Annotated in this window: 25 protein-coding genes, 1 tRNA gene and 1 pseudogene; 12 read left to right on the top strand and 15 right to left on the bottom strand. The window is 68.0% G+C overall.

The genetic code is table 11. The features are described from left to right. Positions 1-153 precede the first annotated feature (153 nt). On the bottom strand, positions 154-807 hold the full coding sequence (locus CA234_RS22435; protein ID WP_126002782.1) for a glutathione S-transferase family protein: 654 nt from the start codon (positions 805-807) through the stop codon (positions 154-156). A 112-nt stretch (positions 808-919) separates the two neighbouring features. On the opposite strand from CA234_RS22435, the gene CA234_RS22430 reads away from it, so the two are divergent. After that, positions 920-1,543, top strand: coding sequence for a hypothetical protein (locus CA234_RS22430; protein ID WP_126002781.1), 624 nt, complete (start codon positions 920-922; stop codon positions 1,541-1,543). Here the strand turns inward: CA234_RS22430 and CA234_RS22425 are convergent. Continuing rightward, positions 1,437-1,850, bottom strand: coding sequence for an EVE domain-containing protein (locus CA234_RS22425; RefSeq protein ID WP_121073583.1), 414 nt, complete (start codon positions 1,848-1,850; stop codon positions 1,437-1,439). The genes CA234_RS22430 and CA234_RS22425 overlap by 107 nt on opposite strands. Positions 1,851-1,976: 126 nt before the next feature. Here CA234_RS22425 and CA234_RS22420 point away from each other — a divergent pair, with 126 nt between their 5' ends. The 3 genes from CA234_RS22420 (at position 1,977) to CA234_RS22410 (ending at position 4,365) form a co-directional block, all read left to right on the top strand. After that, on the top strand, positions 1,977-2,342 hold the full coding sequence (locus tag CA234_RS22420; protein WP_125977165.1) for a hypothetical protein: 366 nt from the start codon (positions 1,977-1,979) through the stop codon (positions 2,340-2,342). A 67-nt stretch (positions 2,343-2,409) separates the two neighbouring features. Beyond that, positions 2,410-4,050, top strand: a complete 1,641-nt coding sequence (locus CA234_RS22415; protein WP_126002780.1) for an FAD-dependent oxidoreductase — start codon at positions 2,410-2,412, stop codon at positions 4,048-4,050. Positions 4,051-4,065: 15 nt separating this feature from the next. After that, complete coding sequence (locus tag CA234_RS22410; RefSeq protein WP_126002779.1) at positions 4,066-4,365, top strand: DUF3297 family protein; 300 nt, start codon at positions 4,066-4,068, stop codon at positions 4,363-4,365. Positions 4,366-4,679: 314 nt separating this feature from the next. Here CA234_RS22410 and CA234_RS22405 read toward each other — a convergent pair whose 3' ends face one another. Next, positions 4,680-5,303 carry a DNA-3-methyladenine glycosylase gene (locus CA234_RS22405; RefSeq protein ID WP_125977162.1) on the bottom strand — a complete coding sequence of 208 codons (624 nt, stop codon included), beginning with the start codon at positions 5,301-5,303 and terminating at the stop codon, positions 4,680-4,682. A gap of 63 nt (positions 5,304-5,366) precedes the next feature. Between CA234_RS22405 and CA234_RS22400 the strand changes: the two genes are divergently transcribed. Next, a complete protein-coding gene (locus tag CA234_RS22400; protein ID WP_066724585.1) occupies positions 5,367-5,684 on the top strand; it encodes a 2Fe-2S iron-sulfur cluster-binding protein in 318 nt (105 codons plus the stop codon). A gap of 147 nt (positions 5,685-5,831) precedes the next feature. Here CA234_RS22400 and CA234_RS22395 read toward each other — a convergent pair whose 3' ends face one another. Then, entirely contained in the window at positions 5,832-6,710 is an 879-nt protein-coding gene (locus CA234_RS22395; protein ID WP_206431280.1) for a glycoside hydrolase family 16 protein, read from the bottom strand. Continuing rightward, on the bottom strand, positions 6,710-7,246 hold the full coding sequence (infC, locus tag CA234_RS22390) for a translation initiation factor IF-3 (RefSeq protein ID WP_125977160.1): 537 nt from the start codon (positions 7,244-7,246) through the stop codon (positions 6,710-6,712). The genes CA234_RS22395 and infC overlap by 1 nt, the downstream gene beginning before the upstream one ends. Positions 7,247-7,460: 214 nt before the next feature. Between infC and CA234_RS22385 the strand changes: the two genes are divergently transcribed. After that, positions 7,461-8,150: a hypothetical protein gene (locus tag CA234_RS22385; protein ID WP_125977159.1), complete on the top strand. Its 690-nt coding sequence runs from the start codon at positions 7,461-7,463 to the stop codon at positions 8,148-8,150. 35 nt (positions 8,151-8,185) lie between these two features. Here CA234_RS22385 and CA234_RS22380 read toward each other — a convergent pair whose 3' ends face one another. Continuing rightward, positions 8,186-8,755 carry a Uma2 family endonuclease gene (locus CA234_RS22380; RefSeq protein WP_126002778.1) on the bottom strand — a complete coding sequence of 190 codons (570 nt, stop codon included), beginning with the start codon at positions 8,753-8,755 and terminating at the stop codon, positions 8,186-8,188. Between the two features lie 99 nt (positions 8,756-8,854). After that, positions 8,855-10,846: a threonine--tRNA ligase gene (thrS, locus tag CA234_RS22375; protein ID WP_206431281.1), complete on the bottom strand. Its 1,992-nt coding sequence runs from the start codon at positions 10,844-10,846 to the stop codon at positions 8,855-8,857. Positions 10,847-10,995: 149 nt separating this feature from the next. On the opposite strand from thrS, the gene CA234_RS22370 reads away from it, so the two are divergent. From CA234_RS22370 to CA234_RS22360, 3 genes are all read left to right on the top strand, one after another. Further along, a complete protein-coding gene (locus tag CA234_RS22370; RefSeq protein WP_125978300.1) occupies positions 10,996-11,352 on the top strand; it encodes a VOC family protein in 357 nt (118 codons plus the stop codon). 206 nt (positions 11,353-11,558) lie between these two features. Further along, complete coding sequence (locus CA234_RS22365) at positions 11,559-12,266, top strand: response regulator transcription factor (RefSeq protein WP_125978298.1); 708 nt, start codon at positions 11,559-11,561, stop codon at positions 12,264-12,266. 3 nt (positions 12,267-12,269) lie between these two features. Continuing rightward, positions 12,270-13,616: an ATP-binding protein gene (locus CA234_RS22360; RefSeq protein WP_126002776.1), complete on the top strand. Its 1,347-nt coding sequence runs from the start codon at positions 12,270-12,272 to the stop codon at positions 13,614-13,616. A gap of 32 nt (positions 13,617-13,648) precedes the next feature. On the opposite strand, the gene CA234_RS22355 is transcribed toward CA234_RS22360, so the two are convergent. Beyond that, positions 13,649-13,724: transfer RNA gene (locus tag CA234_RS22355), tRNA-Ala, on the bottom strand. A 222-nt stretch (positions 13,725-13,946) separates the two neighbouring features. Here CA234_RS22355 and CA234_RS22350 point away from each other — a divergent pair. Next, on the top strand, positions 13,947-15,101 hold the full coding sequence (locus tag CA234_RS22350; RefSeq protein WP_126002775.1) for a DUF2171 domain-containing protein: 1,155 nt from the start codon (positions 13,947-13,949) through the stop codon (positions 15,099-15,101). A 60-nt stretch (positions 15,102-15,161) separates the two neighbouring features. Here the strand turns inward: CA234_RS22350 and katG are convergent, their stop codons facing one another. Beyond that, positions 15,162-17,369, bottom strand: a complete 2,208-nt coding sequence (gene katG, locus CA234_RS22345; RefSeq protein ID WP_126002774.1) for a catalase/peroxidase HPI — start codon at positions 17,367-17,369, stop codon at positions 15,162-15,164. Between the two features lie 255 nt (positions 17,370-17,624). On the opposite strand from katG, the gene CA234_RS22340 reads away from it, so the two are divergent. Then, complete coding sequence (locus CA234_RS22340; protein ID WP_125978290.1) at positions 17,625-18,941, top strand: cystathionine gamma-synthase family protein; 1,317 nt, start codon at positions 17,625-17,627, stop codon at positions 18,939-18,941. Positions 18,942-18,983: 42 nt separating this feature from the next. Here the strand turns inward: CA234_RS22340 and CA234_RS22335 are convergent, their stop codons facing one another. The 4 genes from CA234_RS22335 to CA234_RS22320 form a co-directional block, all read right to left on the bottom strand. Then, positions 18,984-19,934, bottom strand: a complete 951-nt coding sequence (locus CA234_RS22335) for an alpha/beta hydrolase (RefSeq protein WP_241213639.1) — start codon at positions 19,932-19,934, stop codon at positions 18,984-18,986. Then, the gene (locus CA234_RS22330) at positions 19,931-20,140 is read right to left on the bottom strand and encodes a helix-turn-helix transcriptional regulator (protein WP_125978288.1); all 210 of its coding nucleotides are present in this window, start codon (positions 20,138-20,140) and stop codon (positions 19,931-19,933) included. Before CA234_RS22330 ends, CA234_RS22335 begins: the two co-directional genes overlap by 4 nt. Then, the gene (locus tag CA234_RS22325; protein WP_125978286.1) at positions 20,137-20,550 is read right to left on the bottom strand and encodes a hypothetical protein; all 414 of its coding nucleotides are present in this window, start codon (positions 20,548-20,550) and stop codon (positions 20,137-20,139) included. The genes CA234_RS22330 and CA234_RS22325 overlap by 4 nt, the downstream gene beginning before the upstream one ends. Before the next feature lie 100 nt (positions 20,551-20,650). After that, entirely contained in the window at positions 20,651-22,045 is a 1,395-nt protein-coding gene (locus CA234_RS22320; protein WP_125978284.1) for a Mur ligase family protein, read from the bottom strand. A 39-nt stretch (positions 22,046-22,084) separates the two neighbouring features. Here CA234_RS22320 and CA234_RS22315 point away from each other — a divergent pair, with 39 nt between their 5' ends. Then, complete coding sequence (locus tag CA234_RS22315) at positions 22,085-22,903, top strand: LD-carboxypeptidase (protein ID WP_125978282.1); 819 nt, start codon at positions 22,085-22,087, stop codon at positions 22,901-22,903. Between the two features lie 266 nt (positions 22,904-23,169). Here the strand turns inward: CA234_RS22315 and CA234_RS22305 are convergent. Both CA234_RS22305 and CA234_RS22300 read right to left on the bottom strand, forming a co-directional pair. Further along, positions 23,170-23,974 (bottom strand): annotated as a pseudogene (locus CA234_RS22305) (IS5 family transposase); the annotation flags it as partial. 54 nt (positions 23,975-24,028) lie between these two features. Then, on the bottom strand, positions 24,029-25,256 hold a 1,228-nt coding region (locus tag CA234_RS22300), incomplete at its 5' end, for a S41 family peptidase (protein ID WP_126002773.1).

Raw genomic sequence — 25,256 nt, 5'->3', positions numbered from 1 at the left:
AAGCTCGCCAAGCTTATCCCGATGCCGGCCATAGCCGGAGCGCAGTAAGCGCCGGGCTTGCTCGTCAGCGGCGCTCAGCCATTATGCCAAACGGCGCTCGAAGCCGCCTTTTTCAACACAATCCACCAAATGCAGACGCGCGGTCCCCGAGTCTCACCCCGCGCTTTGCTGCCCCTCGAATACCGCCCGCTGCGCCGCGAACGCGCGCTGGAACGCGGGTCTCGCCTCCCCCCGCGCGATGTACGCCACCAGTCGCGGCTGCTCGCGTAGCAGGGGCGATCGGCCCAGCCGGCGCAGGACGCTGACCATCAGCAGGTCGCCGGCGGTGAAATCGCCGTCCAGCCATTCCGCTGCACCCAGCCGGTCCGCCAGCTGTTCCAACCGGGTGCGGACGCGGTCCTCCAGCATCGGCTGGCGCGCGGCGAACCAGGGCGTGTCGCGCTCGAGCATTCGCGCCATCGCCCATTCGACGATCGGCGGCTCGACCGTGCTCACCGCCGCGAACATCCAGGCGATCGCGCGGGCGCGGGCGGCCGGATCCTCGGGCAGGAGCCCGGCATGGCGTTCAGCGAGGTGGTGGACGATCGCGCCCGACTCGAACAACGTCAGCCCGTCCTCCTCACAGGTCGGGATCTGGCCGAAGGGCTGGCGGGCAAGGTGCTCGGCCTGCTTCATCTCGGCGAAGGAGACGAGGCGGACGTCATAGGACAGGCCCAGCTCTTCCAATGCCCAGCGAACCTGCATGTCGCGCGCAAGACCGCGACCGCGATCGGGAGACGCTTCGAAGGCGGTGAGGGTGATTGGCATAGTGCGCTCCCCGGTAGCGGTTGCCATGCTAGCGCGGGCCGGGAGCGTGCGGAATGCGCTTTCGCTGGCCGCGGCGGCATGGTCTAAGGGTGGCCTGCCGGGAGAGTATCCGATGTTGCTGGCCGCGTTGTTGATGGGCCTCTCGCCCCAGACCCAGGCGGTCGCGCCCGCGCCCGCCACTACGGCCACGCTGCAGGCGCCGCAGCAGGCGGCGGACGGGTCGCAGCGCTGGTCGGTGCTGGCGGCCCCCTGTGCCTCCGCGCAGACCGGCGCCGATCAGATCGTGGTATGCGGCAAGGGCGTCGATGCGCCGCGGCTGCCCCTGCCGGAGGAGCGCGGGCCGCCCGATCGGCCGATGCCGAGCAATCCCGATCGCACCGGCATCGGCGCGCTCAACGTCGTCGAGACGCCCTGCGCCGCGCGGGTGGGCGGGTGCCAGGTCGGGGTCGACATCTTCGGCGCGGCGACCACGCTGGTGCGCGGCGTCGGCAAGGTGATCAGTCCGGACAGCTGCTGCGAGGAGCCGGGCGAATCGCGGAACTTCTTCAAGCTGGTCGGCGATGCCGGCAAGGGCGTCGGCCGGGCGTTCAAGAAGAAGCCCGACAAGTCGAAGCGCGTGCCGATCGACCTCAGCGATCCGGTGCCGTTCCGCTCATCTCCAGCAGCACCGCCCACTCCTCCGGCCGCACCGGCGTCACCGACAGGCGCGACTGGCGCACCATCTCGAGGTCCTTGAGCCGCGGCTCGGCCTTGATCTCGGGCAGCGGCACCGGCTTGGCCAGCGGGCGCAGCGCCTTCACTTCCACGCTCGCCCACTTCCCGTCGTCGCCGTCGGGCTGCCAGGCGCGGGTGATCTCCATGATGCCCACCGCGGCCTTCTGGATGTTCGAATGGTAGAAGATCGCCTGGTCGCCGGGGACCATGTCCTTGAGGAAGTTGCGCGCGGTATAGTTGCGCACGCCGTTCCATTCGGTGCTGCCGTCGCGCACCAGGTCATCCCAGCCATAGACATCGGGTTCGGAGCGAAGGATCCAGTAGGCCATGCCGCCCGTTACCCAGCTAAACCGCGGCTGAACAGCCGGTTCCGTACCGATTAAGCCGCAATTGCGTATCGGAGGGCCATCGGCGCCGAGCGACTCGCCGGCGCCCCGAGGTGAGGAGCAAACAGCATGAACCAACTGGCGAAGAAGCTGGTGCTGGGCATCGCCACGGGCGCGAGCCTGCTGGCGGCGGTGGCGCCCGCGCAGGCGCAGGACTGGCGCTATCGTCGGCATTATTACCGCGATCGCGGCGGCGACGTCGCCGGTGCGGCGCTGGTGGCGGGTATCGCGGGCCTGGCGATCGGCGCGGCGATCTCGAACGACCGGCGCTATGACTACGACCGGCGCTTCTATCGCGAGCGCGGCTATTACCCGACCGACGGCTATTGGTACCGGGACAATTATCCCCGCTATCGCTACTATGAATATTGCAGCGTACGGCGCGTATGGGATCCGTATCTCGGTCGCCCGGTGCTGGTGCGCTACTGCGACTGAGCGTGCAGGCGCGCGACTATCTCTAGAGATGGGTCGCGCGCCGCGTAGGGCGCGTTAGGGTGGGCGCATGGCACCCTCCGAATCGCTCGACCCCGCCGATCCCTATGCGCGATCGGCCCAGACCTTCCCGGTCCTGACCGCGGAGATGATCGCGCGGGTGGCCGCCTTCGGCACCGAGGAAGCGGTGGAAGAAGGCGCGATGCTGTATCGCCGCGGCGACCACAGCGTCGATTTCTTCCTGTGCCTGTCCGGCGGCATTTCGATTGTCGATACCGACAGCGAGGGCGCCGAGCATGTCTTTCACGTCCATGAGGCGGGCCAGTTCACCGGCGAGCTGGACCTGTTCAACGACCGCAAGATCCTGGTGAGCGCGCGCGCGCTGCCCGGCACGCGGGTGGTGCGGATCGAGCGCGGCGCCTTCCGCCGGATGATGGCGGCCGAGCCCGATATCGGCGAGATCGTGATGCGCGCCTTCATCCTGCGCCGCGTCGGGCTGCTCCGCCACAGCGATGCCGGCGTGGCGCTGGCCGGGCCGGGCCACGGCGCGGACATGGGGCGGATCGAGACCTTCCTCACCCGCAACGCGATGCCGCACCGGCGGATCGATACCGATACCGATCCCGATGCGGCGGGCTTTCTCGAATGCCTGGCGCTGACGCAAGCGGACCTGCCGGTGGTGGTGCTGGAGGGGCGGGTCCTGCGCAACCCGACCAATGCTGCGCTGGCGGACGCGCTGGGCCTCGCGACCGCGCTCGACCCGGACCATGTCCATGACGTCGCGGTGGTCGGCGCCGGGCCCGCGGGACTGGCGGCGGCGGTCTACGCCGCGTCCGAGGGGCTGGAGACGGTCGTGATCGAGGCGGTGGCGCCCGGCGGCCAGGCGGGCACCAGCTCGAAGATCGAGAATTATCTCGGTTTCCCCACCGGCATCTCTGGCCAGGCGCTGGCGGGGCGCGCGCAGGTCCAGGCGCAGAAGTTCGGCGCGCGGCTGCTCGTCTCGCGCGCGGTGGTGCGGATCGAATGCGAGGAGCGGCCGCTGCGCCTGCACCTCGACGACGGCGCGACGCTGCAGGCGCGCGCGGTGGTGGTCGCGACCGGCGCGCGCTACCGCAAGCTCGACCTGCCGCGCTATGCCGAGCTCGAGGGTAACGGCATCTATTACGCCGCCACCGCGATGGAGGCCGGGCTGTGCGCCGGCTCCGAGGTGGTGGTGGTCGGCGGCGGCAATTCGGCGGGGCAGGCGGCGGTGTTCCTCGCCCGCCATGCCGCCCATGTCCATGTGCTGGTGCGCGGACCCGGGCTGGCGGCGACGATGTCGCGCTACCTGATCGACCGGATCGAGGCCTCGGACCGGATCACGCTCCATCCCTTCACCGAAGTGACCGCACTCGAGGGCGAGCGCGCGCTGACCGGGCTCGCATGGACCGACCGCCAGACCGGCGCCGTCGAACATCGCACGGTCGGCGCGCTGTTCGTGATGATCGGCGCGGTACCCAACACGACCTGGCTGGAAGGCTGTGTCGATCTCGACGATCGCGGTTTCGTGCGCACGGGGAGCGGCGAGACCTTCTTCTGTTCGACGGCGCCCGGCGTGTTCGCGGTGGGCGACGTGCGGGCGGGATCGGTGAAGCGCGTCGCCTCGGGCGTGGGCGAGGGTTCGGTGGTGGTCTCGGCCATCCACCGCTATCTTGAACCCGCGACCGAATGACGGCATGAGCCGGGCATGAGCGATACCCCTCCCGATCGTCTGTCGGTCAACCCGAGCAGCCCCTATTTCACCCGCGAACTGCTGGAGCGCGGCGTCGGCATCAAGTTCAAGGGCGTCGAGCGCCGCGATGTCGAAGAATATTGCATCTCCGAAGGCTGGGTGCGCGTGGCGCTCGGCAAGAAGACCGACCGCAAGGGCAACCCGCTGACGATCAAGCTGGTCGGCCCGGTCGAGGCCTGGTTCCAGAGCGGCGGCGAGGCGGCTGCGGCGGATGCCGCGACCAAGGACGAGGACGAGGACAACGCCGAGGGTTGATCCACGGCTGCCCGGCCCCGCACCCCGATGTGGGGCCGCATGCTTTTTCAGGCGTTCAGGCGCGGCGGGCGGTCACCGCTTGCGCAGCTCGCCGGCCTCCATCCCTGCTCCGACCCGTGGGTCTGCTGCATCTGCTCGCCATGGGGCGAGAGTTGGTCGCAGCTCCCGTTCGCTGCAGGTCCCCGCAACGAGGGCGACCGCAGGGTGGAGGTGCTGACCCCGCCGATACGGGCCGAGGATCGCGCGACGATGCCGATCGCCGGCTGGCGGGGCATACGGGAAGCGATGGGGCTGGGGCAACCCGCCTGAGCGCTTCAGATCGCGCTCTTGATCATCCCATAATGGTGCCAGGCGAAGATCGCCGCCGCACCCCGGTGCGGGCGCCAGGCCTCGGACCATTCGCGCGTCAGCTTCTCGCTCGGGCGTTCGGCATGGCCGAGGATGCGGCCGATCTCGATCTGCACCGCCAGGTCGCCCGCTGGCCAGATGTCGGGCCGCCCCTCGGCGAACAGCAGGTAGATCTCCGCCGACCAGCGGCCGATGCCCTTGATGCGGGTGAGCGCGGCGATCGCTTCCTCGTCGTCCTGGGGCAGCGCGGCGAGATCGAGCGCGCCGCTGGTCACCTGCTCGGACAGGCTGCGGGCATAGCCCATCTTCTGGCGTGACAGCCCGGCGCCGCGCAGCAGCTCGTCGCTGGCCGCCGCGAGCAGCGCGGGATCCTCGGCGTCGCCCAGCACCGCATCCAGCTTGTTCCAAACCGCGGTGGCAGCGGCGACGCTCACCTGCTGGCCCACGATCGTGCGCAGCAGCGTGGCATAGCCGGGCGCGCGGATGCGCGGCTCGGGATAGCCGGCGCGTTCCAATGCGGCGGCGAAGGCGGGTTCGAGTGCTGCCAATGCGTCGATCGACCCCTTCAGCTGGTCGGCGGTCAAGCCCATGGAATGGCTCCTTGAAACGGGCCCGGTTCACCGGCATGGACGCGGCGAACCAAGGAGATGCAGATGCCCCAGCTTACGGTCGTGACGCGTGACGGAACCGAACGCACGGTAACCGGCGAGGCCGGTCTCAGCGTGATGGAAGTGATTCGCGACAATGGTTTCGACGAGCTGCTGGCGCTGTGCGGCGGCTGCTGCAGCTGCGCCACCTGCCATGTCCATGTCGACCCGGACTTTGCGGACAAACTGCCCAAGATGAGCATGGACGAGGACGACCTGCTCGACAGCACCAGCGATCGCGACGCGACCTCGCGGCTTTCGTGCCAGCTGCCCTTCACCGATGCGCTGGACGGCCTGCGCGTGCGGATCGCTGCCGAGGATTGAGGACGGGCGGGGAGGGGAAACCTGCTCCCCCCGCTGTCACCCCCGCGAAGGCGGGGATCCTTTCGCCTGTGCGCTGGGGGCAGGAACCGCGGCTTCAGCGCCAATGGATTCCCGCCTTCGCGGGAATGACGGAAGGGCGCGTGCGGGTCACCGCGCTGCCTTCTGCCAGACGCGGACATAATCCACCTCCATCCGCGAGGGGAAAGCGGCGGGGTCGATGCCGTGGGTGCCGCCCCAGCCGCCCACCGCGACGTTGAGCAGCAGATATTGCGGCTTGTCGAACGGCCAGGTGGCGGGATCGCCCTTATGGTCGTTGTCGAAGCGCATATAGGCATGGCCGTCGACGCCGATCAGGATGCGGTCGCGGGTCCAGTCGAGCTGGTAGGTATGGAAGGCGGTGCAGGCATCCGCCACCCGGGTGGTCGCACCCTTCTGGGTGTGCTGGGCGTGGTTATAGGCGCCGGTATGGATGGTGCCGTGGACCGTCTGCGGGTCCCAGCCGACCAGCTCCATCATGTCGATCTCGCCGAGCCGCGGCCAGCCGCCGCTGCCATCGGTGCCGAGCAGCCAGATCGCCGGCCATAGCCCCTTGCCGCAGGCGAGCTTGGCGCGCACCTCGATAAAGCCATAGGTCCAGCTGGCAAGGCCGCGGGTGAACAGGCGGGCCGAGCTATAGTCCTGGCCGCCATAGTCGGACTGGCCGGTCAGCCGCTCGCGGCGCGCCTCAATGACGAGATGGCCCTTCTCGACCCGCGCATTCTCGGGCCGATTCGCGGGGTAATATTGCAGTTCCTGGTTGTACCAGCCCTCGCGATTGCGGGCGGTATCATAGGCCCAGCGTTTCGCATCGGGCAGAGGCCCCGAGTCGAATTCGTCCGCCCAGACGAGTCGCGCGCCCTTGGGCACGGCGATCGATTCGCTGGTCGCGGCGGGGACGGGCGGCAGGGCGGCGGTCTGCGCGACCGCCGCTGCCGGCAGGAACCAGGCTGCGGCGGCGGCCGCGCGTGCGAACCGCCGCCGGCGCATCACTTGGGCGAGAGCACCATCAGCATCTGACGGCCTTCCATGCGCGGATAGCTCTCCACCTTGGCCACTTCCGCCGAGTCCTGCTGGACGCGCTGGAGCAGTTGCATGCCGAGCTGACCATGCGAAAGTTCGCGGCCGCGGAAGCGCAGGGTGATCTTCACCTTGTCGCCTTCGCCGATGAACTTCAGCACGTTGCGCATCTTCACGTCGTAATCGTGGTCGTCGATGTTGGGACGCATCTTGATCTCTTTGATCTCCTGCGTCTTCTGGGTCTTGCGTGCGAGGTTCGCCTTCTTCTGCGCCTCGTACTTGAACTTGCCCACATCGAGGAACTTGGCGACGGGCGGGTCGGCGTTGGGCGACACTTCGACGAGGTCGAGCCCGACCTCGGCAGCCTGCGCCATCGCCTCGCGCGTGTACATCACGCCAAGGTTTTCGCCGTCCTGGTCGATCACGCGAACCTTGGGCGACTGGATGAATTCGTTAAACCGCGGCCCGTTCAGCGGCATCGCGGGCGCCATCGGGCGCCGGGGCATGGGAGAACGTATAAGACTGGCTCCTGTAGTTGATCAGCGTCCTATATAGACATGAATCCGTCGCGAGAGAAGGTCTCCTCGAGCCCATTCTGCAGCGATATTGCGCGGCAGCGGCTTTGCCCGAAAAAGCCCAGCGGGCTGCTGGGTTACTCCATCCTTTTCCTATAATGCCGGGAGGCGCGCGTGCACGCGCGGCCAGCAACGGGGGTCGTCTATGCAGTGGATGGTGCGAACGGCGGCATGTGTCGCCGCGATGACGAGTGCGGGTACGGCGTTGGCGCAGTCCACGGCGGGCGAGGGTCGGGTGAGCTTGGGCGTGACCGCGGGGACGCTGGGTGTCGGTCCGGAAGTGGGCTATCGCTTCAACCAGCAGGTCGGGGTGCGCGCGAACGGCGGTTTTCTCGGCATCGATCACAGCTTCACGTCCGACGGGATCGACTATCGCGGCCATGCCAAGCTGAGCTCGGGCGGGGTGATCGTCGACGTCTATCCGTTCGGCGGCGGGTTCCGGCTGTCCGCCGGGGCGCGGTATAACGGCAACGAGGCGCGCGTCCGCGCGACACCGACCGGGGCGACCCAGATCGGCGACCGCGTCTACACGCCGACCGAGATCGGCACCATCACCGGTCGCGCAGATGTCCGCGAATTCGTGCCGCAGCTGACGCTCGGCTATGGCGGCGGGCTGCGCAAGGGGTTGAGCTTTCACATCGAGGCCGGGGCGCTGTTCCAGGGCGCGGTACGCATTCGCGACTTCACCTCGAACGGCACGCTGGCGGCCGACCAGACCATTGCCGGCGACACCTATCGAACCGAGTTGGGCAAGCAGAGGCGCAAGCTGCAGGACCGCGCCGACGACTACCCCGTCTATCCGATTCTGCAGGTCGGGCTGAAATACCGGTTCTGAACGATCGGCGGGCGGTGCGCTTTCGTGCCGCCCGCTCAATCCAGCGTGTCGAGGCGGATGGTCACGTCCGGGAAGAGCAGCGGCGTGACCGGATCGTGCCCCTCATATTCCTCGACATCGATGTAGACGCCATGCTCGGCCGCGCGGTGGATGCGGATCGTCTGGCGGATCGCGTCGACCACCCAATAGTCGCGCACGCCGTATCTGGCATAGAGCGGCGCCTTGACGCGCAGGTCATAGGCCAGGGAGCTGTCGGCGACTTCGATCAGCAGCAGGATATCAGGGCCTCGCACGGCGCGGGGCCGTATGTCGCGTGTCCACACTGCCAGATCCGGCTGGACGAGCGTGTCTTCGGACAGGGTGACCGACGCCTCGACGAACAGGCGAGCATCGCCGGCCAACGCCGGCATAAGGGCGCGATTCAGCCGAGACTTCATGATCTCGTGCCAATCCGCCTTTGCTCCTGCCATCGGGATGATCTCCCCTTCGATCAGCTCGAAATCATCCTGCTCGGGCAATATCCCGGCTTCTGTGAGATCGTAGATCTCCTCGACCGTGAGGCGAGCGGGGAGGAGGCCCCGGCGCATGTTCTGGAACAGCGTCATGGGCGGAGGATAGCAGTTTTGCAGTGACGAGGCGAGGTAGCGTAGCGCTCGCCTCCAGCAATCCCCCTCCTGCTTGCGGGAGGGGGATTGCGGGGTCGGTCAGCGCAGGTCCGGCGCCAGCGCTTCGGCCTTGAGGCGTTCGATCGCCTCGTCCAGCGTCAGCATGGTCTGGCCCTGGCTGCCGAGCACGCGAAGTGCGACGGTGCTCTCCTCGGCCTCGCGCTTGCCGACGACCAGCAGGTTGGGCACCTTGGCGAGCGAGTGCTCGCGCACCTTGTAGTTGATCTTCTCGTTGCGCAGGTCGCTCTCGACGCGGATGCCCGCGGCCTGGAGCTTCGCCACAACTTCACGGGCATAGTCGTCGGCGTCGGACACGATCGTCGCGACCACCGCCTGCACCGGGGCGAGCCAGGTCGGCAGCTTGCCGGCGAAATGCTCGATCAGGATGCCGATGAACCGCTCGTACGAGCCGAAGATCGCGCGGTGGAGCATCACCGGCCGGTGGCGCTCGCCATCCTCGCCGACATAGGATGCATCGAGCCGCTCGGGCAGCACCCGGTCCGACTGGATGGTGCCGACCTGCCAGGTGCGGCCGATCGCGTCGGTGAGGTGCCATTCCAGCTTCGGCGCGTAGAAGGCGCCCTCGCCGGGCAGCTCTTCCCAGCCATATTCGGGCGTGGCGAGGCCGGCGGCGACCACCGCGTCGCGGAGCTCGTTCTCGGCCTGGTCCCACATCTCCTCGGTGCCGAAGCGCTTCTCGGGCCGCAGCGCCAGCTTGATCGCATAGGTGAAGCCGAAATGCTTGTAGACCCGGTCGGCCAGCGCGCAGAACGCCTTCACCTCGTCGACGATCTGGTCCTCGCGGCAGAAGATGTGGCCGTCGTCCTGGGTGAACTGGCGGACGCGCATCAGCCCGTGCAGCGCGCCGTGCGGCTCGTTGCGGTGGCAGCAGCCATTCTCGACCAGCCGCATCGGCAGGTCGCGATACGACTTGATGCCCTGCTTGAAGATCAGGATGTGCGCCGGGCAGTTCATCGGCTTGAGCGCCATCCACTGCGCGTCCTCGGACACCATCGGACCCTCGTCCTCGATGTTCGGGGTCTCGTCGGGGATGACGAACATGTTCTGGCGATATTTGCCCCAGTGGCCGGACTGCTCCCACTGGCGCGCGTCCATCACCTGCGGGGTCTTCACTTCCTTGCTGCCCGCGCCGTTGACCGCACGGCGCATATAATCCTCGAGCACGCGGTAGATGACATAGCCGTTGGGGTGCCAGAACACCGAGCCATGCGCCTCCTGCTGGAGGTGGAACAGGTCCATCTCCGCGCCGAGCTTGCGGTGGTCGCGCTTGGCGGCCTCTTCCAGGCGCGTCAGATGCTCCTGGAGCTGCTTCTTGTTCAGCCAGCCGGTGCCGTAGATGCGGCTGAGCATCGCGTTCTTCTGGTCGCCGCGCCAATAGGCGCCCGACACGCGGGTGAGCTTGAACGCATCCGCCGCGACCTTGCCGGTGGAGGCGAGGTGGGGGCCGCGGCACATGTCGAGCCAGGCGTCCTCGCCCTTGCCGGCGCGGTAGACGGTCAGCTCTTCGCCCTCGGGGAGCTCCTTGGCCCATTCGGCCTTGAAGCTTTCCCCTTGCGCCGTCCAGCGTGCGATCAGGTCGGCGCGCGACCAGACTTCGCGGATCAGCGGCTCGTCGCGCGCGATGATGCGGCGCATCTCCTCCTCGATCGCCGGCAGGTCCTCCTCGGTGAAGGGGCGGTCCTTGGGGGCGAAGTCATAGTAGAAGCCGTCGTCGGTCGACGGGCCGAAGGTGATCTGCGTGCCTGGGAACAGATGCTGCACCGCTTCGGCGAGGATATGCGCATAGTCGTGGCGCACGAGCTCGAGCGCGTCGGCCTCGTCCTTGGCGGTGACGAGCGCGAGTTGCGCATCGCCCTCGAACGGGCGGCCGATGTCGCGCAGTTCGCCATCGACGCGCGCGGCGAGCGCCGCCTTGGCGAGGCCGGGGCCGATCGCCGCGGCGATGTCCGCCGGGGTAGTCCCCGGGGCTACCTCGCGGACGGAACCGTCGGGCAGCGTAATGCGGAACATCTCGGACACGGGAAGAACCCTTCTCTTGGGTGTGAATGGAGCGCGGCTTATGCCCGCGCGGGTGCGATATAGGCAAGCGCTGGCGAAAAGGGCAGGGACGGGGGGATTTCGGGGTAGTGCGGGGGGCAGCGCGGGCATAGCCTGCGGGCATGGACGCCAGCCACCACATCGTCGCCATCCTGCCCTGCCGCGACCTCGACGCGAGCACCGCTTTCTACCGCCGCCTGGGTCTGGAGGTGGCGAGCGACCATGGCCATTACCGCATCCTGGAAGACGGCCGCGGCTGGCACCTGCACCTGCGGGAGGAACCGAACACGCCCCAGGCGCCGGACAATCCCTTCGGGCTGTACCTCTATGTCGACGACGTTGACGCGGTGGCCGACCGCGTGCGCGAGGCGATCATCCAGCCCGGCACGCCGCATGCGATGCCGTGGGGGACGTACGAGTTCGCGGTGTCGGATCCCGATGGCGCGCTGGTGCGGGTGGGACGGGTGTTGGCGGAGTGACCGCCGCACTGCGAAGAACGCGAGCCGTCGCCCGTAGGCGCTTGCCGCCGCGGCGGAGCCAATCGTCCAGCGTCATATCGGCCTGCTCGCCCAGCGGCCCAAGGGCTGAGAGAGCGAATTTCGACGCGGCGCCGGCCCGCGCGCGGCGGGTCGACCTGCACGGACTGTAAGGTTAGGAACAGGCGTCCGCCCTAAGGATGCCGATCATGCAGTCCCCGTCCGACCCGTCCCCCGCCGCCCTTCGCATCCTCGTCGTCGAGGACGATGCCCAGCTCAGCGCCCTGCTCGTCCGGCAATTGGGCACACTCGGCTACACGGTGGAAGCGGTCGCCGACGGCCGCGCCGCGATCGCCACGCTGGGCCAGGCGCAGTTCGACTCGATCCTGCTCGATCGCCTGCTGCCCGCGATCGAGGGCGTCGAGGTGCTCCGCCGCATCCGCGCCGAGGGCGTGGAGACGCCGGTGATCCTGCTCACCGCGCTGGGGCTCACCCAGGAGCGGGTGGAAGGCCTGGAGGCCGGCGCCGACGACTATATCGTCAAGCCGTTCGAGATCGACGAGCTCAACGCCCGCATCCGCGCGGTGCTCCGCCGCCGCAGTGCTCCCGCCGCCGACAATGCCACGCTGGCCGCGGGCGACGTGACGGTGAGCGTGCTCCGCCACCGCGTCACCCGCGCCGGCAAGCCGATCGAGCTGCAGAAGACCGAACTCAGGCTGCTCGCCGAACTGGTCCGCGAGGCCGGCAGCGTGCTCTCGCGCAAGATGCTGATCGAACGCGTCTGGGGCTATGACTTCGTGCCGGCCACCAACATCGTCGACGTCCATATCCTCAAGCTGCGCCAGCGGCTGGAGATGCCGGGCCTGCCCGATCCCATCGCGACGGTACGCGGGGTCGGCTATATGTTCCGCGCCTGAGCGGTGCCGCGCCGACGCCTCCGTTCGCTCGGCCGGATCGCGATCGCCTTTGCGCTTGCGCTCTCGGCGACGACGGCGCTTGCCGGGCTGGGCGTCTATCTCGCGCTGCTCGATGCAATCGACCATCAGGTGGATCTCCGCCTGCAGGGCGAGGCGCGCGAGCTGCTGGAGGGCGGCGCGGGGGTGCCCGAGATCGTCCGCCGCATCGCCCGCGAACGCACCGAGCGCGAAAGCGCCGATATCGGCTTCCTGCTGCGCGACCCCCAGGGGCGGGTGATCGCCGGCAACATCACGCCGGCGCATTGGCTGCCCATCGGTGTCTCGACGGTAACGGGCGACGCTGCGATCCCGGGCCTCAGCCGCGGGCGCGCCTGGGTGAAGCGGTTGCCGGGCGGCGAAACCCTGGCGCTGGTGGCGGAGAGCGAACCGATCGACCAGCACGATCACAAGCGCGGGCGCATCCTGGCGATCGGCTTCGGCGCGGTGGTGGCGCTGGTCCTGATCGGCACCTTCGCGCTGATCCGCGCGATTCGAGTCAACATCGCTGCGATCGGTGGCACGGCGGAGGCGATCATCGATGGCGATCTGCGCGCACGCGTGCCGGTGGAGCAGCCGGGCAGCGTGTTCGGCGGACTGGCGGTGACGTTCAACCGCATGCTCGATCGCATCGGCGAGCTGATGGCCGGCATGCGCAGCATCTCCAACGACATCGCCCATGACCTGCGCACACCGCTGGCCCGGCTGCACGGCCGGCTGGCGGCGCTGGCGGACGCCCCGGAGGCGGCACCGGTGCGCGAGGAACTGGGCGAGGCGGTAGCCGAGAGCGAGGAGATCCTCGCCATCTTCGCCGCGATCCTGCGCATCACCGAGATCGAGGGCGGCGAACGCCGGGCGGGATTCGAACGGCTGGATCTGGCGGCGCTCGCAGCCGAGGTGGGCGAGGGCCTGGAACTGCTGGTAACCGAGAACGGCCGAACCTTCGCGGCGCCTGCACCGGCGGCGGCCGTGCCGGTGGACGGCGACCCGCGCCTCCTTACCCAGCTGATCGTCAACCTGATCGAAAATGCCGTGACCCACACGCCCCCGGGCACGACGATCCGGCTGAACGTGCGCCGCGACGGCGACACGGCGCTGCTCTGCGTCGCGGACGACGGCCCGGGCATCCCGCTGGCGGAACGCGAGCGCGCCTTGCGCCGCTTCGGCCGGCTGGATGCGAGCCGGCACACGCGCGGACATGGCCTGGGCCTGCCGCTCGCGCTGGCGATCGCGCGGCTGCATCACGGCACGCTGGCGCTGGAAGATGCCGGGCCGGGGCTGCGCGTGGCGCTGCGACTGGCGCTCGCGGGCTGATCTTCAGGGGTCCGGGAGAAGGAAAAGGCGGCTGGTGGAGCTGAGGGGAATCGAACCCCTGACCTCTGCAGTGCGATTGCAGCGCTCTCCCATCTGAGCTACAGCCCCGCCGCCTTGGTCCCGGGCTGGCCCGGGAGGCGCTCCCCTTAGCGAGCCCAAACGGGCGATGCAACCGGCTTGTCGCATCTTCGCGCAGGATTCGTATCGCCGGCGACGAAGTGCCTGTGACGCAGGTTAAAATTCGGGGAACCCATCCGCCCCTCCGCTCGCTTGGACGATGCGTGACGGCAAGCATGCCGCAGCCGCCGAAATCTCAGCAGGAGAGATACGATGGACGACCGCAACAATCGCTACGGCCCCTATGGCCCCACCGGGTATAACGACAGCAGCAGCCAGGGCGACTATGGTCGCGATTACGGCGCGGGCCGCGATTACACCTATAGCAGCGCGCGCGACTATGCCGCCGCCGGTGAATATGGCCGCGGGCGCGACCGCAACCAGCGCGACGACTGGAACCGCGGGCGCAGCGAGCGCAGCAACCAGGATCGCTCGCGCTACGGGGCGCAGGGCTATGGCCAGCGCGACCAGGCGCGCAGCGGCTGGGACGGTGGTGACAACGACTGGAGCGACACCGGCTCGCGCAGCTACAGCAATTATGGCGGCAGCTATTCGGGCCAGGACCGCGACCGCGACTATGGCCAGCGCAACTATGGCAACAGCGACTGGGGGAGCCGCGACTCGTTCGCGCGCAGCTATGGCCAGCAGGACCAGGATCGGTCGCGCTACGGCCGCCAGGACCAGGGCCGCAGCGCTTATGGCTATGACCGCAATCGCGGCGAAGACCTGCGCGGCTATGACCGCGACCGCGGTTTCTTCGACCGCGCCGGCGACGAGGTCCGCTCGTGGTTCGGCGACGAGGAAGCTGAACGCCGCCGCCGCCAGGACCAGCGCTATGACGAGCAGCAGGCCCGCAACGAAGGCGCGTCGGACAGCCATTATGGCGAATGGCGCCGCAGCCGGATCCAGGAATTCGACCGCGACTATGACGAATATCGTCGGGAGAACGCGCAGCGCTTCCACAACGAGTTCGACAGCTTCCGCACCGAGCGGACCGGCCAGCGCGACGCGCTCCGCCGCGTGACCGAGCATATGGAAGTGCTGGGATCGGACGGCAGCCATGTCGGCACGGTCGACAAGGTGCGGGGTGACCGCATCATCCTGACCAAGAACGACACCGATGCCGAGGGTCGCCACCACTCGATCCCGTCGCGCTGGATCCAGACCGTCGACGACAAGGTGACGCTGCGCAAGACCGCCGACGAAGCCAAGAACCATTGGCGCGACGAAGAACAGTCGGGCGCGATGTTCGGCGAGGACAAGTCCAAGTCGACGGCGACAACCACGGATCAGACCACCACGGACAGCCGGTCGCAGGACTGGAGCACGACGGGTAATCTGAATTCGAGCTTCAAGGGCACCTACTAAGGGCATCTGAAGCGAAAAGAGGGGCCGCCCGGCATTGCCAGGCGGCCCCTTTTGCTTGGATCAGAGATCGACGCGGTCGGCGTGCATCACCTTGGTCCACGCCTTGCCGAACGCCTCGACGAACGCCGCCTCGGCATCGTCGGTCGCATAGGCTTCGGCCAGCGCGCGCAGCTGCGAGTTGGAGCCGAAGACCAGGTCGACGCGGGTGCCGGTCCATTTGGCCGCGCCGGTCTTGCGATCGGTCGCGACGAAGCTGCCGTCGCCCTGTGCCGTCCACTTGGCAGTGAAGCTGGTGGTCAGCAGGTTGCGGAAGAAGTCGTTGGTCAGCGTTTCCGGGCGATCGGTGAACACACCGTGCTTCGAGTCGCCATGGTTGGCGCCGAGCACGCGCAGGCCGCCGACCAGCACGGTCATCTCCGGCGCGGTGAGCGTCAGCAACGCGGCGCGATCGACCAGCAGTTCCTCTTCGGACCAGCCCATCGTGTCGCCGGCATAGTTGCGGAAGCCGTCGGTCTTGGGCTCAAGGGCTTCGAAGCTGTGCGCGTCGGTCTGATCCTGCGTCGCATCGGTGCGGCCCGGCACGAAGGGCAGCGCCAGGGCGTGCCCCGCCTTCTTCGCCGCCGCTTCCACCGCCGCCGTGCCGCCGAGCACGATCAGGTCGGCGAGCGATACCTTCTTGCCGCCGGTCTGGGCGCCGTTGAACTTCGCCTGGATGCCCTCCAGCACGCCCAGTGCCCTGGCCAGCTCGGCCGGCTCGTTCACCGCCCAGTCCTTCTGCGGGGCAAGCCGGATCCGCGCGCCATTGGCGCCGCCGCGCTTGTCGGTGCCGCGATAGGTGCTGGCCGAGGCCCAGGCGGTCTTCACCAGTCGCGAAATCGACAGGCCCGAGCCGAGGATCTCGGCCTTGAGCGCCGCCACGTCCGCCGTGTCGATCAGCGGGTGGTCGACCACCGGCACCGGATCCTGCCAGAGGCGCGGCTCGGCGGGCACTTCCGGCCCGAGCAGCTTGGCATGCGGGCCGCTGTCGCGGTGGGTCAGCTTGTACCAGGCCTCGGCAAAGGCATGGGCGAACGCTTCCGGATTCTCGTAGAAGCGGCGCGAGATCGGGCCATAGGCGGGATCGAAGCGCAGCGCGAGATCGGTGGTCAGCATCGTCGGGCGATGCTTCTTCGACGGATCATGCGCATCGGGGATCACTTCGCCCGCGTCCTTCGCCACCCACTGGTGCGCGCCGGCCGGGCTCTTGGTCAGCTCATACTCATACTCAAACAGGTTCTTGAAGAACCCCATGCCCCATTGGGTCGGGGTCTCGGTCCAGGTGACTTCGAGGCCGCTGGTGATCGTGTCGCCGGCATTGCCCTTGCCGAAGCTGTTCGCCCAGCCGAGCGCCTGCATCTCCAGTCCCGCGCCTTCCGGCTCCGGGCCGATATACTGGCTGGGGTCCGCCGCGCCATGGGTCTTGCCGAAGGTGTGGCCGCCCGCGATCAGCGCGACAGTCTCCTCGTCGTTCATCGCCATGCGCGCGAAGGTCTCGCGGATGTCGTGCGCGGCGAGCAGCGGATCGGGGTTGCCGTCCGGGCCTTCCGGATTGACGTAGATGAGGCCCATCTGCACCGCCGCCAGCGGGTTCGACAGGTCCCGCTCGCCCGAATAGCGGCCGCCCGGCTTCTCGCTGGTCTGCAGCCATTCGCGCTCGGGGCCCCAGTTGATGTCGCGCTCCGGCTCCCACACATCGGCGCGGCCGCCGCCGAAGCCGGCGGTCTTGAAGCCCATCGATTCGAGCGCGCAATTGCCGGTGAGGATCAGCAGATCGGCCCAGGACAGTGCCCGGCCGTATTTCTGCTTGATCGGCCAGAGCAGCATGCGCGCCTTGTCGAGATTGGCATTGTCCGGCCAGCTGTTGAGCGGTGCGAAGCGCTGCGTGCCCGAGCCCGCGCCGCCGCGCCCGTCGCCGACGCGATAGGTACCAGCGCTGTGCCACGCCATGCGGATGAACAGCGGGCCGTAATGTCCGAAGTCCGCCGGCCACCAATCCTGCGAATCGGTCATCAGCGCGAAGATGTCGGCCTTCACCGCGGCGAGATCGAGCTTCTGAAATTCGGCGGCATAGTCGAAGTCCGCGCCCATCGGATCGCCGGCGGGCGGGTTCTGGTGGAGCACGGTGAGGTCGAGCTGGTTGGGCCACCAGGTCCGGTTCGTCATCTCGAACAGGACGGCGTTACCCTCCATCTTGCCGCCATGCATCGGGCATTGGGATTCGGCGTTCATTCGGGCATCTCCTTGCGGTTCGGGCTATGATCTGCGCAAAGCCTCGCACGGCCAGAGCGATCGATGAAATGGATTAGTCCATCCACACTGATCGATCCCGCCGCTCATGTCAGTATATCCGAACGGATAGGGGTCTGCCATGTCGCGCAGACGAAACGATGTTGCGCGATGGCGGTTACCGACTTGGCTGGTTTGTCCGCCCGAAGTGGTTACACTCGTAACCAATCGTAGAACACAGCACCGGAGAGCTTGCACATGACCGACGCCACCGAAGCCGATCTGACCGGCGGCACCCCCCGCCCCCGCCCCGAGGGCGAGGTGGAGACGATCGGCGGCCGCAAGCTCAAGCCGGCGACGATGATGATGGGGCATGGCTATGATCCGATGCTCTCGGAAGGCGCGCTGAAGCCGCCGATCTTCCTCACCTCCACCTTCGTCTTCCCCAATGCCGCGGCGGGCAAGCGCCACTTCGAGGGCGTGACCGGCAAGCGCCCGGGCGGGGCCGAGGGCCTGGTCTATTCGCGCTTCAACGGCCCGAACCAGGAGATCCTGGAAGACCGGCTGGCGATCTGGGAAGAGGCCGAGGACGCGCTTGCCTTTTCCTCGGGCATGTCGGCGATCGCCACCTTGTTCCTGTCGATGGTCAAGCCCGGCGACACGATCGTCCATTCCGGCCCGCTCTATGCGGCGACCGAGACACTGATCGCGCGGATCCTCGGCCGCTTCGGTGTCAACTGGCTCGACTTCCCGGCGGGCGCCACCCGCGAGGAAATCGACGCGGTGCTGACCAAGGCGGCGACCGGAAACGTCGCGCTGATCTATCTGGAGAGCCCCGCCAACCCGACCAACGCGCTGGTCGACGTGGAGGCGGTCGCCGCCAGCCGCGACGCGATCTTCACGGGCGACACCAAGCCGCCGATCGCGATCGACAACACCTTCCTCGGCCCGCTCTGGGCGCAGCCGCTGCGCCAAGGCGCCGACATCGTCGTCTACTCGCTGACCAAGTACGCCGGCGGCCATTCGGACCTGGTCGCGGGCGGGGTGCTGGGCACCAAGGCGCACATCAACACCATCCGCCTGATGCGCAACACGATCGGCACGATCTGCGACCCCAACACCGCCTGGATGCTGCTCCGCTCGCTGGAGACGCTCGAGCTGCGGATGAGCCGCGCGGGCGAGAATGCCGCGAAGGTGTGCGAATTCCTCGCGGCACATCCCAAGGTGGAGAAGGTCGGCTATCTCGGCTTCCTCGAGCGCGGCGAGGACAAGCGCCAGGCCGACATCTATCGCCGCCACTGCACCGGCGCGGGATCGACCTTCTCGCTCTACCTCAAGGGCGGCGAGAAGGAGGCGTTCGCCTTTCTCGACGCGCTCAAGATCGCCAAGCTGGCGGTCAGCCTGGGCGGCACCGAGACGCTCGCCTCGCACCCGGCGGGGATGACCCACCTGTCGGTCGCCGAGGACCGCAAGCAGGCGCTGGGGATCACCGACAACCTCGTCCGCATCTCGATCGGCGTCGAGGATGCCGACGACCTGATCGCCGACTTCGAGAATGCATTGCGGGCGGTGTGAGGTCGTTGGCAGGAGCGCGGGCCTCGCCGCGCTCCTGCTTCGTCAGTTCAGGAAGGTCATCAGCGCCCGCTCGAACACCGCCGGCTGGTCGAGCATGAGGAAGTGCCCGCTGTCGCCCACGCCGCGGATCGTAGCGTTGGGCGCCCCGGCATATTGCGCGCGGTAGAGCCCGAGGACCTTCTCCTCGCCGCCGCGCGCCTCGGTCCAGGGCACGAGCACGGTAATCGGCGCGAGGATCTTGGGCAGCACCGGCCGCAGGTCGGTGGTCATGTCCTCGTAAAGCGCCTGTCCGCTCACCCGCATGTCGGCCCGGGCAGACCAGCCGGCGACCGTTTCCTGCGACGCGGGCTTCAGCGCATTCTGCCGCGCGATTATCCGGCCGACCTGTTCGGGAATGGGCTTGCCGTACAGGCTCGTCATCTGGGCACGCATCATCTCCGCCTGGGGCCTGATCGATTCCGGCGTGGCAGCGGGGGCGAACAGCGTACCGATGAACGGCAGCGCATCGACGACCAGCGCCTTCTGCACATCGCCCGGATGCGCACGCGCCAGCATCAGCGTCACCAGCCCGCCCATCGAATGGCCGACCACCGGCACCGCGCCCAGCTTGCGGGTCGCGATCAGCGTGTGGAGATCCGCGACGATGCCGTCGAGGATGCCGGGCTGCAGATTGCCGCGCGGATCCTCGCCGCCGAAGCCGTTGACCTGCACCAGATAGACGCGGTGGCTCCTGATCAGCTCGGGCACCACCCCGTCCCAGGTCGCGCGCGGGCTGGACAGGCCCGGGATCAGCACCACCGGGCTGCCGCGGCCGAGCACCTGCACCGAGATATGGTCCATCTGCACCAGCGTGTCGGCGGGCGTGGCGATCGCCCGCACCGGCGCCGCATGCGCGTGCTTGAAGAAGGCGTTGGCCACCAGCAGCGCAAGGAGGATGGCGAACCAGGGAAGCCGGTTGTCCCGGCGGCACAGGCAGCGCAGATGACGGTTCATTGGCCAGGCTCCTTGGCTGGATTGACGAAAATCTCTTCGATCGCGAGACCGAACAGGTCGGCGATCTTGAAGGCGAGCGGCAGCGAGGGATCGTAGCGGCCCGTCTCGATGGCGTTGACGCTCTGGCGCGAAACCTCCAGCAGGTCGGCGAGATGCTGCTGGCTCCACGCCCGCTCGGCGCGGAGCACGCGGAGGCAGTTGTTCATGCGTCGAATCCTACCCGGTCACGCCAGGCCATCAGGCATTGGGCGGCGCCCCAGCTCGCACACCAGATCGGGAACGCCCAGAACACGTCGATCTGGCCGATCGCATGGTAGATCTGGAGGAAGCCTAGCACCGCGGACACGGCGAGCACCACGCCGATGCCGAACAGCATCGCGGTGACGATCCGCTGGCGCAGATACTCGTCGGTTTCCTCGCGGACGTACAGCCCGATCACCACGAGCATGGCGATGATGGATATCGCCAGCAGGATCGAGAGCGCGATCAACGCAGCGCCGGTCGGCTGGAAACAGGCAACCAAAAGGCTCGTCGTCATCACCGTCACGACATAGCCGATCATCGTCGGAACGAAGCGCTTGAGATAGCGGCGGGCGGCGGGGGTTTTCAGCTGCATGGCAAGCTCCTGTCCGATGACAAGCAAGCTTTACGTCAACCACGCTTTACATGTCAAGCGTAGTTGACAATGCCAGGTCCTCCCCGTGCCGGGGAGGAATTTACGTGCCGAGCCGCGCCACCATGTCCTCGGCGAGCTGGCTGAGCGTATCGTCGCGCGCCCCCATCACCACGATGCGGTCGCCCGGGCGCGCCTGCGCCACCAGATGCGCCGCCGCCGCCTCGCGGCCGGGGATGTGCAGCGCCTGCGCGCCGGTCGCCGCGACATCGGTGACGATGTCGGCGCTGGTCACCTCCCGGCTTACGGTTCCGCCCTGATAGACCGGGTCCGGCAGCACCAGCAGGTCCTCGCGCCCGAGCTTCGTGGCGAACATCGCGACCAGTTCGCGCCGCATCACCTTGAGCGGGCCATAGCCGTGCGGCTGGAACAGCAGCAGCAACCTTCCCGGAAAGGCGTGGAGCGTATCGAGCGTCGCGGCGATCTTGTCCGGATTGTGCCCGAAATCGTCGATCACCGACACCCCGCCGGCCGTGCCGACCAGCTCGAAGCGCCGCCGCAGCCCGGTGAAGCCCTCGACCGCCGTGCACGCATCCGCCAGCGACACGCGGGCCGCCGTCGCCGCGCCGATCGCCGCCAGCGCATTGGCGACATTGTGCCGCCCAGGCACCTGCAGCCGCACCCGCCGCACCGTCTCGCCATGCACCAGGTCGAAGCCGATCGCAAAGGCCTCGGGCGCCAGGTTCCGCGCCATCAGATCTGCGTCCGCCTCCACCGCGAAGGTCAGCGTCCGCCCGCGATCGAGCCCCGCCGCCAGCGCGGCGCTTTCGGCATCGCCCACATTGACCACCGTCGTCGCCGCCTTGCCCGCAAAGGCGCCGAACAGCAGTCGCAATTCCTCCAGCGACTTGTGATCAAGGCTGACATTGTTGAGCACCGCGATCCGCGGCCAGTAATTGGCGATCGAGCCGTCGCTCTCGTCCACCTCGCTGACGAAGGCGTCTCCCGCGCCCACCAGCGCACTCGCGAACGGCGCATCGGGTCCTGCGAAATTCTTCATCACCGCGCCGTTCATCACGGTGGGGTCGCGCCCGCAGGCGTGGAGGATCCAGCCGATCATCCCCGTCACGGTCGACTTGCCGCTGGTCCCCGCCACGCCGATCGGCAACGACGAGGCGTTGAACAGGCTCGCCAGCAACTCGGCCCGCGACATCCGCGTACAGCCCAGTTCGGCGGCGCGCACCATGTCCGGCACGGTCGGCTCGATCGCGGCGGAGGCGACGACCACCTGCTCGGCCGACTGCACCCCGCTGCCGTCCTGCGGGAACAGGCCGACGCCGCGGCTGCGCAGCCAGTCGAACTTGGCCGCCAGCCGCCCGCCGTCGAGGCTGCGATCCGAACCCGAGACCCGGGCACCCCGGCCGGCGAGGATCATCGCCAGCGGCATCATCCCCGAACCGCCGATTCCTACGAAGAAGGTTGCTTTGCCATGCTGCATGGGCACGCTATCGGCGAAGCGAGGAGACCATACAAGCATATGCGGATCGGAGTCGTCGCGCCGGCGCGGCCAGTCACCCGGGAATCGTCTGCCCGCATGGCGGCATTCATGGCGCTCACCTACCCGGAGCACGAGATCGTGTTCCACCCGCAATGCTATCTCTCGGCGGGCCATTTCGCCGGCACCGATGCCGAGCGCGCGGCGGCCTTCCTGGAGTTCGCCAACGATCCCGTGATCGACGCGATCTGGTTCGCGCGCGGCGGCTATGGCTCGAACCGCATCCTCGACGCGGTGATGCCGCACCTCGGCGACGCGGCCCGGCGCAAGACGTACATGGGCTTCTCCGACATGGGCTTCCTGCTCGGCGCGCTCTACGCCCGCGGAATCGGCCATCCGGTCCATGCCTCGATGGCGAGCAGCATCGGCAAGAATGATGCCGGCGTCGATACCGGCTGGGCGCTCGGCTGGCTGATCGACCGCGACCGCCGCGGGCTCGACCCTGCGCTGGCCGACGGGCGCCCCGCCGCCGCCTTCAACCTCGCGATCCTGACCGCGCTGATCGGCAGCAAGTACCTGCCCGACCTCACCGACCATGTGCTGATGATCGAGGAAGTGGACGAGCCGCTCTACCGGATCGACCGGATGCTGTTCAATATGGCCCATGCCGAGCAGTTGAAGGGCATCGCCGGCATCCGCCTCGGCGCGGTGACCGCGATCGCCGAGAACGACCCGCCCTTCGGCGAGACGGTGGACGAGATGATCCTGCGCTGGTGCAAGGAGATGGGCGTCCCCTATCTCGGCCGCTGCGCGATCGGGCATGTCTCGACCAACCACGTCGTGCCGTTCGGCGTCGCATGAGCCCCGATTCCCAGGCGCTGCGGACATGCCACGGCGCGGTATCGCTGCTCGCCCACCCCGCGCCGATCGAGCGGCTGGAACGGCTGGAGGCGGCGCTTGGCACCGGGGTGCGGATTTATGAAGCGCGACGACGTCGCGGGAGTCGGCGGTGGCGGAGAACCACTTTGGTTCGCTACAGCAGCACCCGACATTGTGTCGTTTTTGCAGCAAATCTTTCTGGCATTCGACTCTAAGAGTCGGTTTGAGAATATTCGGTGATGTACGATCCGGCGCAGCATGCGGCTGCTGAGAGCCACCTGGATCATGACATGGGAGACGTCGAGGCGCTGCTCGTACTCGCGGACGAGGCGCTTCCATCTGGTTATCCATCCGAAGGTGCGCTCGACGACCCAGCGCCTGGGCAGGACGTTGAAGCCGGGACCCTTGTCGGTGCGACGGACGATCTCCAGCACGAAGTGGCGATACGCGGCAGCATCCATGAGGCGGGTGCGATCGTAGGCGCCATCGGCGAACAGGTGTTTGCGCCACGGCCACCGCTTGCGGATGGCCGCCACGATCGCCTGGGCATCGGCACTGTCGGAAATGTCGGCGGTGGTGAGGTTGACCGTCAGCAGCCTGCCGTCTGTCTCGACGGCGTGTGGCGCTTGCGACCGACGACCTTCTTGCCGGCATCGAACCCACGCTTTCCCGCCGCTGGCGCCTTGATCGACTGGCTGTTGATAAGGGCGGCGCTCGGGCTCTGCTCGCGCCCTTCGCGCTCGCGATCGAGCATCAGCGTGACGTCGTGGATCGTGCGGAACAGCAACCGGCGCACGAAGCGGCGGAACCACCAATATGCCGTCTGCCAGGGCGGAAAGTCGTTTGGCAGCATCCGCCAGCCGCCACCCGTCCGGGCAAGGTACCCCAATGCGTCGAGCACCTCCCGAAGATCGGTCTTCGCCTTTCGCCCGCGTTTCGGAACCGATGACGGGAACGGCTGGATGAACCGCCGCGCCTCATCCGTCAAATCGGATAGCGTTTCGCTCGCCGCTCAAATCCAGCCATCCGGCCTCGGCTCTCTCGCGTCCACATCCCGAGCTTGAATCACGCCAGAGCCGACCCATCAACCCATTCTCAAACGGTCTCTCAGAACAGTCCAGGCACCTCGCGCTGCGCGGTGTTCGGCCGTTCGGGCGAGAGGAGTTCGTTGGGCACGGAGGCGGCGCGCGCCATCGCGAAGCCGCCGATCGCGCTGCAGCTGCGCCCCGCGACGAAATCGAGCGCCGCCTTCACCGAAGCCTCGCGCACGTCGCCCAGCGGCTGCGAGAGGTCGTCGCTGGCGGCGCAGCTCGCCTCGACGTTGCTGGCGAGGCCGTTGAAATAGCTGCCCTGGCGATTGGCGTTCTGCGTAGCAAAGGCGATCACGCGCAGCCGGTCGTCGCACTCGCTTTTGTCGATGGCCACCTGGCCCACCGGCTTGCCATAGGTGTTGGTGCCGATCAGCCCCAGATTGGCGCGGAAATAGGGGAGCATGCCGTTGATCACCAACTCGCTGGCCGAGGCGGTGCTGCGCGTGCCGATGAAGGCGATCCGGGTGGGGGCGAGCGACTGGGGCTGGGGCGCGAACCTGTCGACCTTGTCGTTCGCCGACTTTTCGGGCCGGAAGCTGGTATAGGCAAACACGTCGGTCGTGGCGCGTCCGCCGCCGAGCAGATTGCCGAAAAGGACCGCGATCGAGACCAGCCCGCCGCCATTGTAGCGCAGGTCGACGATCACCTTGTCGATGCCCTGCGCCTTGAAATTGGCAAAGGCGCTGCGCAGCGCGGGATCGGCCGTGTCGATGAAGGTCCGCAGATTGACATAGCCGACGCGGCCGCCGCCGTTCGGGTCGGTGAGGATCTGCGCGCCGTAGCGGCTCGACACCGGGGTGAGGGTGAAGTCCGACTTGGCGAGCGTGACGGTGCGGACAGCACCGTTCGGATCGCGCACGCGCAGCACGCGGGTGGTGCCGTTGGTGTCCGGACCCAGCGCCGCCTGCACGCCGGCCGTCCCTTGCGTGCTGAAGAGCGTGCTCACGTCGCGCAGGTCGCCGTTGCTGGTGCCGATGGCGAGGATCTGGGTGCCGCGATCGATGCCGGCCTGCAGCGCGTTGCCGCCCTCGAAGCTCTCGGCCACGGTCAGCGTGCTGCTGCCGTCGCTGGCCAGGCGGAAGCCGAAGCCGGCGCTGGAGCCGCTGGTGTAATAGGCGGTCTCCTCGGCGATCGAGGTGAGGTAGGTGAAGTAGCGGTCGCGCCCTTGCGCGCGGGCGGTGGCGGTGAGCGCGTCGAGATACTCGTCGGCGGTGCCGTAGCCGGAAGGGTTGAGGCTCGTCGGC

This window comes from Sphingomonas sp. ABOLE (assembly GCF_003950455.1).
GTDB classification, from domain to species: Bacteria; Pseudomonadota; Alphaproteobacteria; order Sphingomonadales; family Sphingomonadaceae; genus Sphingomonas; species Sphingomonas trueperi.
The sequence above is the reverse complement of the archived record's forward strand: the minus strand, read 5'-3'. Positions and strand labels throughout refer to the sequence as shown.

Bases quoted from the DNA above. Each gene is read 5' to 3' on its own strand.
- CA234_RS22435 (WP_126002782.1), bottom strand. From the start codon at position 807: ATGCCAATCACCCTCACCGCCTTCGAAGCGTCTCCCGATCGCGGTCGC.
- CA234_RS22430 (WP_126002781.1), top strand. From the start codon at position 920: ATGTTGCTGGCCGCGTTGTTGATGGGCCTCTCGCCCCAGACCCAGGCG.
- CA234_RS22425 (WP_121073583.1), bottom strand. From the start codon at position 1,850: ATGGCCTACTGGATCCTTCGCTCCGAACCCGATGTCTATGGCTGGGAT.
- CA234_RS22420 (WP_125977165.1), top strand. From the start codon at position 1,977: ATGAACCAACTGGCGAAGAAGCTGGTGCTGGGCATCGCCACGGGCGCG.
- CA234_RS22415 (WP_126002780.1), top strand. From the start codon at position 2,410: ATGGCACCCTCCGAATCGCTCGACCCCGCCGATCCCTATGCGCGATCG.
- CA234_RS22410 (WP_126002779.1), top strand. From the start codon at position 4,066: ATGAGCGATACCCCTCCCGATCGTCTGTCGGTCAACCCGAGCAGCCCC.
- CA234_RS22405 (WP_125977162.1), bottom strand. From the start codon at position 5,303: ATGGGCTTGACCGCCGACCAGCTGAAGGGGTCGATCGACGCATTGGCA.
- CA234_RS22400 (WP_066724585.1), top strand. From the start codon at position 5,367: ATGCCCCAGCTTACGGTCGTGACGCGTGACGGAACCGAACGCACGGTA.
- CA234_RS22395 (WP_206431280.1), bottom strand. From the start codon at position 6,710: ATGCGCCGGCGGCGGTTCGCACGCGCGGCCGCCGCCGCAGCCTGGTTC.
- infC (WP_125977160.1), bottom strand. From the start codon at position 7,246: ATGCCCCGGCGCCCGATGGCGCCCGCGATGCCGCTGAACGGGCCGCGG.
- CA234_RS22385 (WP_125977159.1), top strand. From the start codon at position 7,461: ATGCAGTGGATGGTGCGAACGGCGGCATGTGTCGCCGCGATGACGAGT.
- CA234_RS22380 (WP_126002778.1), bottom strand. From the start codon at position 8,755: ATGACGCTGTTCCAGAACATGCGCCGGGGCCTCCTCCCCGCTCGCCTC.
- thrS (WP_206431281.1), bottom strand. From the start codon at position 10,846: ATGTTCCGCATTACGCTGCCCGACGGTTCCGTCCGCGAGGTAGCCCCG.
- CA234_RS22370 (WP_125978300.1), top strand. From the start codon at position 10,996: ATGGACGCCAGCCACCACATCGTCGCCATCCTGCCCTGCCGCGACCTC.
- CA234_RS22365 (WP_125978298.1), top strand. From the start codon at position 11,559: ATGCAGTCCCCGTCCGACCCGTCCCCCGCCGCCCTTCGCATCCTCGTC.
- CA234_RS22350 (WP_126002775.1), top strand. From the start codon at position 13,947: ATGGACGACCGCAACAATCGCTACGGCCCCTATGGCCCCACCGGGTAT.
- katG (WP_126002774.1), bottom strand. From the start codon at position 17,369: ATGAACGCCGAATCCCAATGCCCGATGCATGGCGGCAAGATGGAGGGT.
- CA234_RS22340 (WP_125978290.1), top strand. From the start codon at position 17,625: ATGACCGACGCCACCGAAGCCGATCTGACCGGCGGCACCCCCCGCCCC.
- CA234_RS22335 (WP_241213639.1), bottom strand. From the start codon at position 19,934: ATGAACCGTCATCTGCGCTGCCTGTGCCGCCGGGACAACCGGCTTCCC.
- CA234_RS22330 (WP_125978288.1), bottom strand. From the start codon at position 20,140: ATGAACAACTGCCTCCGCGTGCTCCGCGCCGAGCGGGCGTGGAGCCAG.
- CA234_RS22325 (WP_125978286.1), bottom strand. From the start codon at position 20,550: ATGCAGCTGAAAACCCCCGCCGCCCGCCGCTATCTCAAGCGCTTCGTT.
- CA234_RS22320 (WP_125978284.1), bottom strand. From the start codon at position 22,045: ATGCAGCATGGCAAAGCAACCTTCTTCGTAGGAATCGGCGGTTCGGGG.
- CA234_RS22315 (WP_125978282.1), top strand. From the start codon at position 22,085: ATGCGGATCGGAGTCGTCGCGCCGGCGCGGCCAGTCACCCGGGAATCG.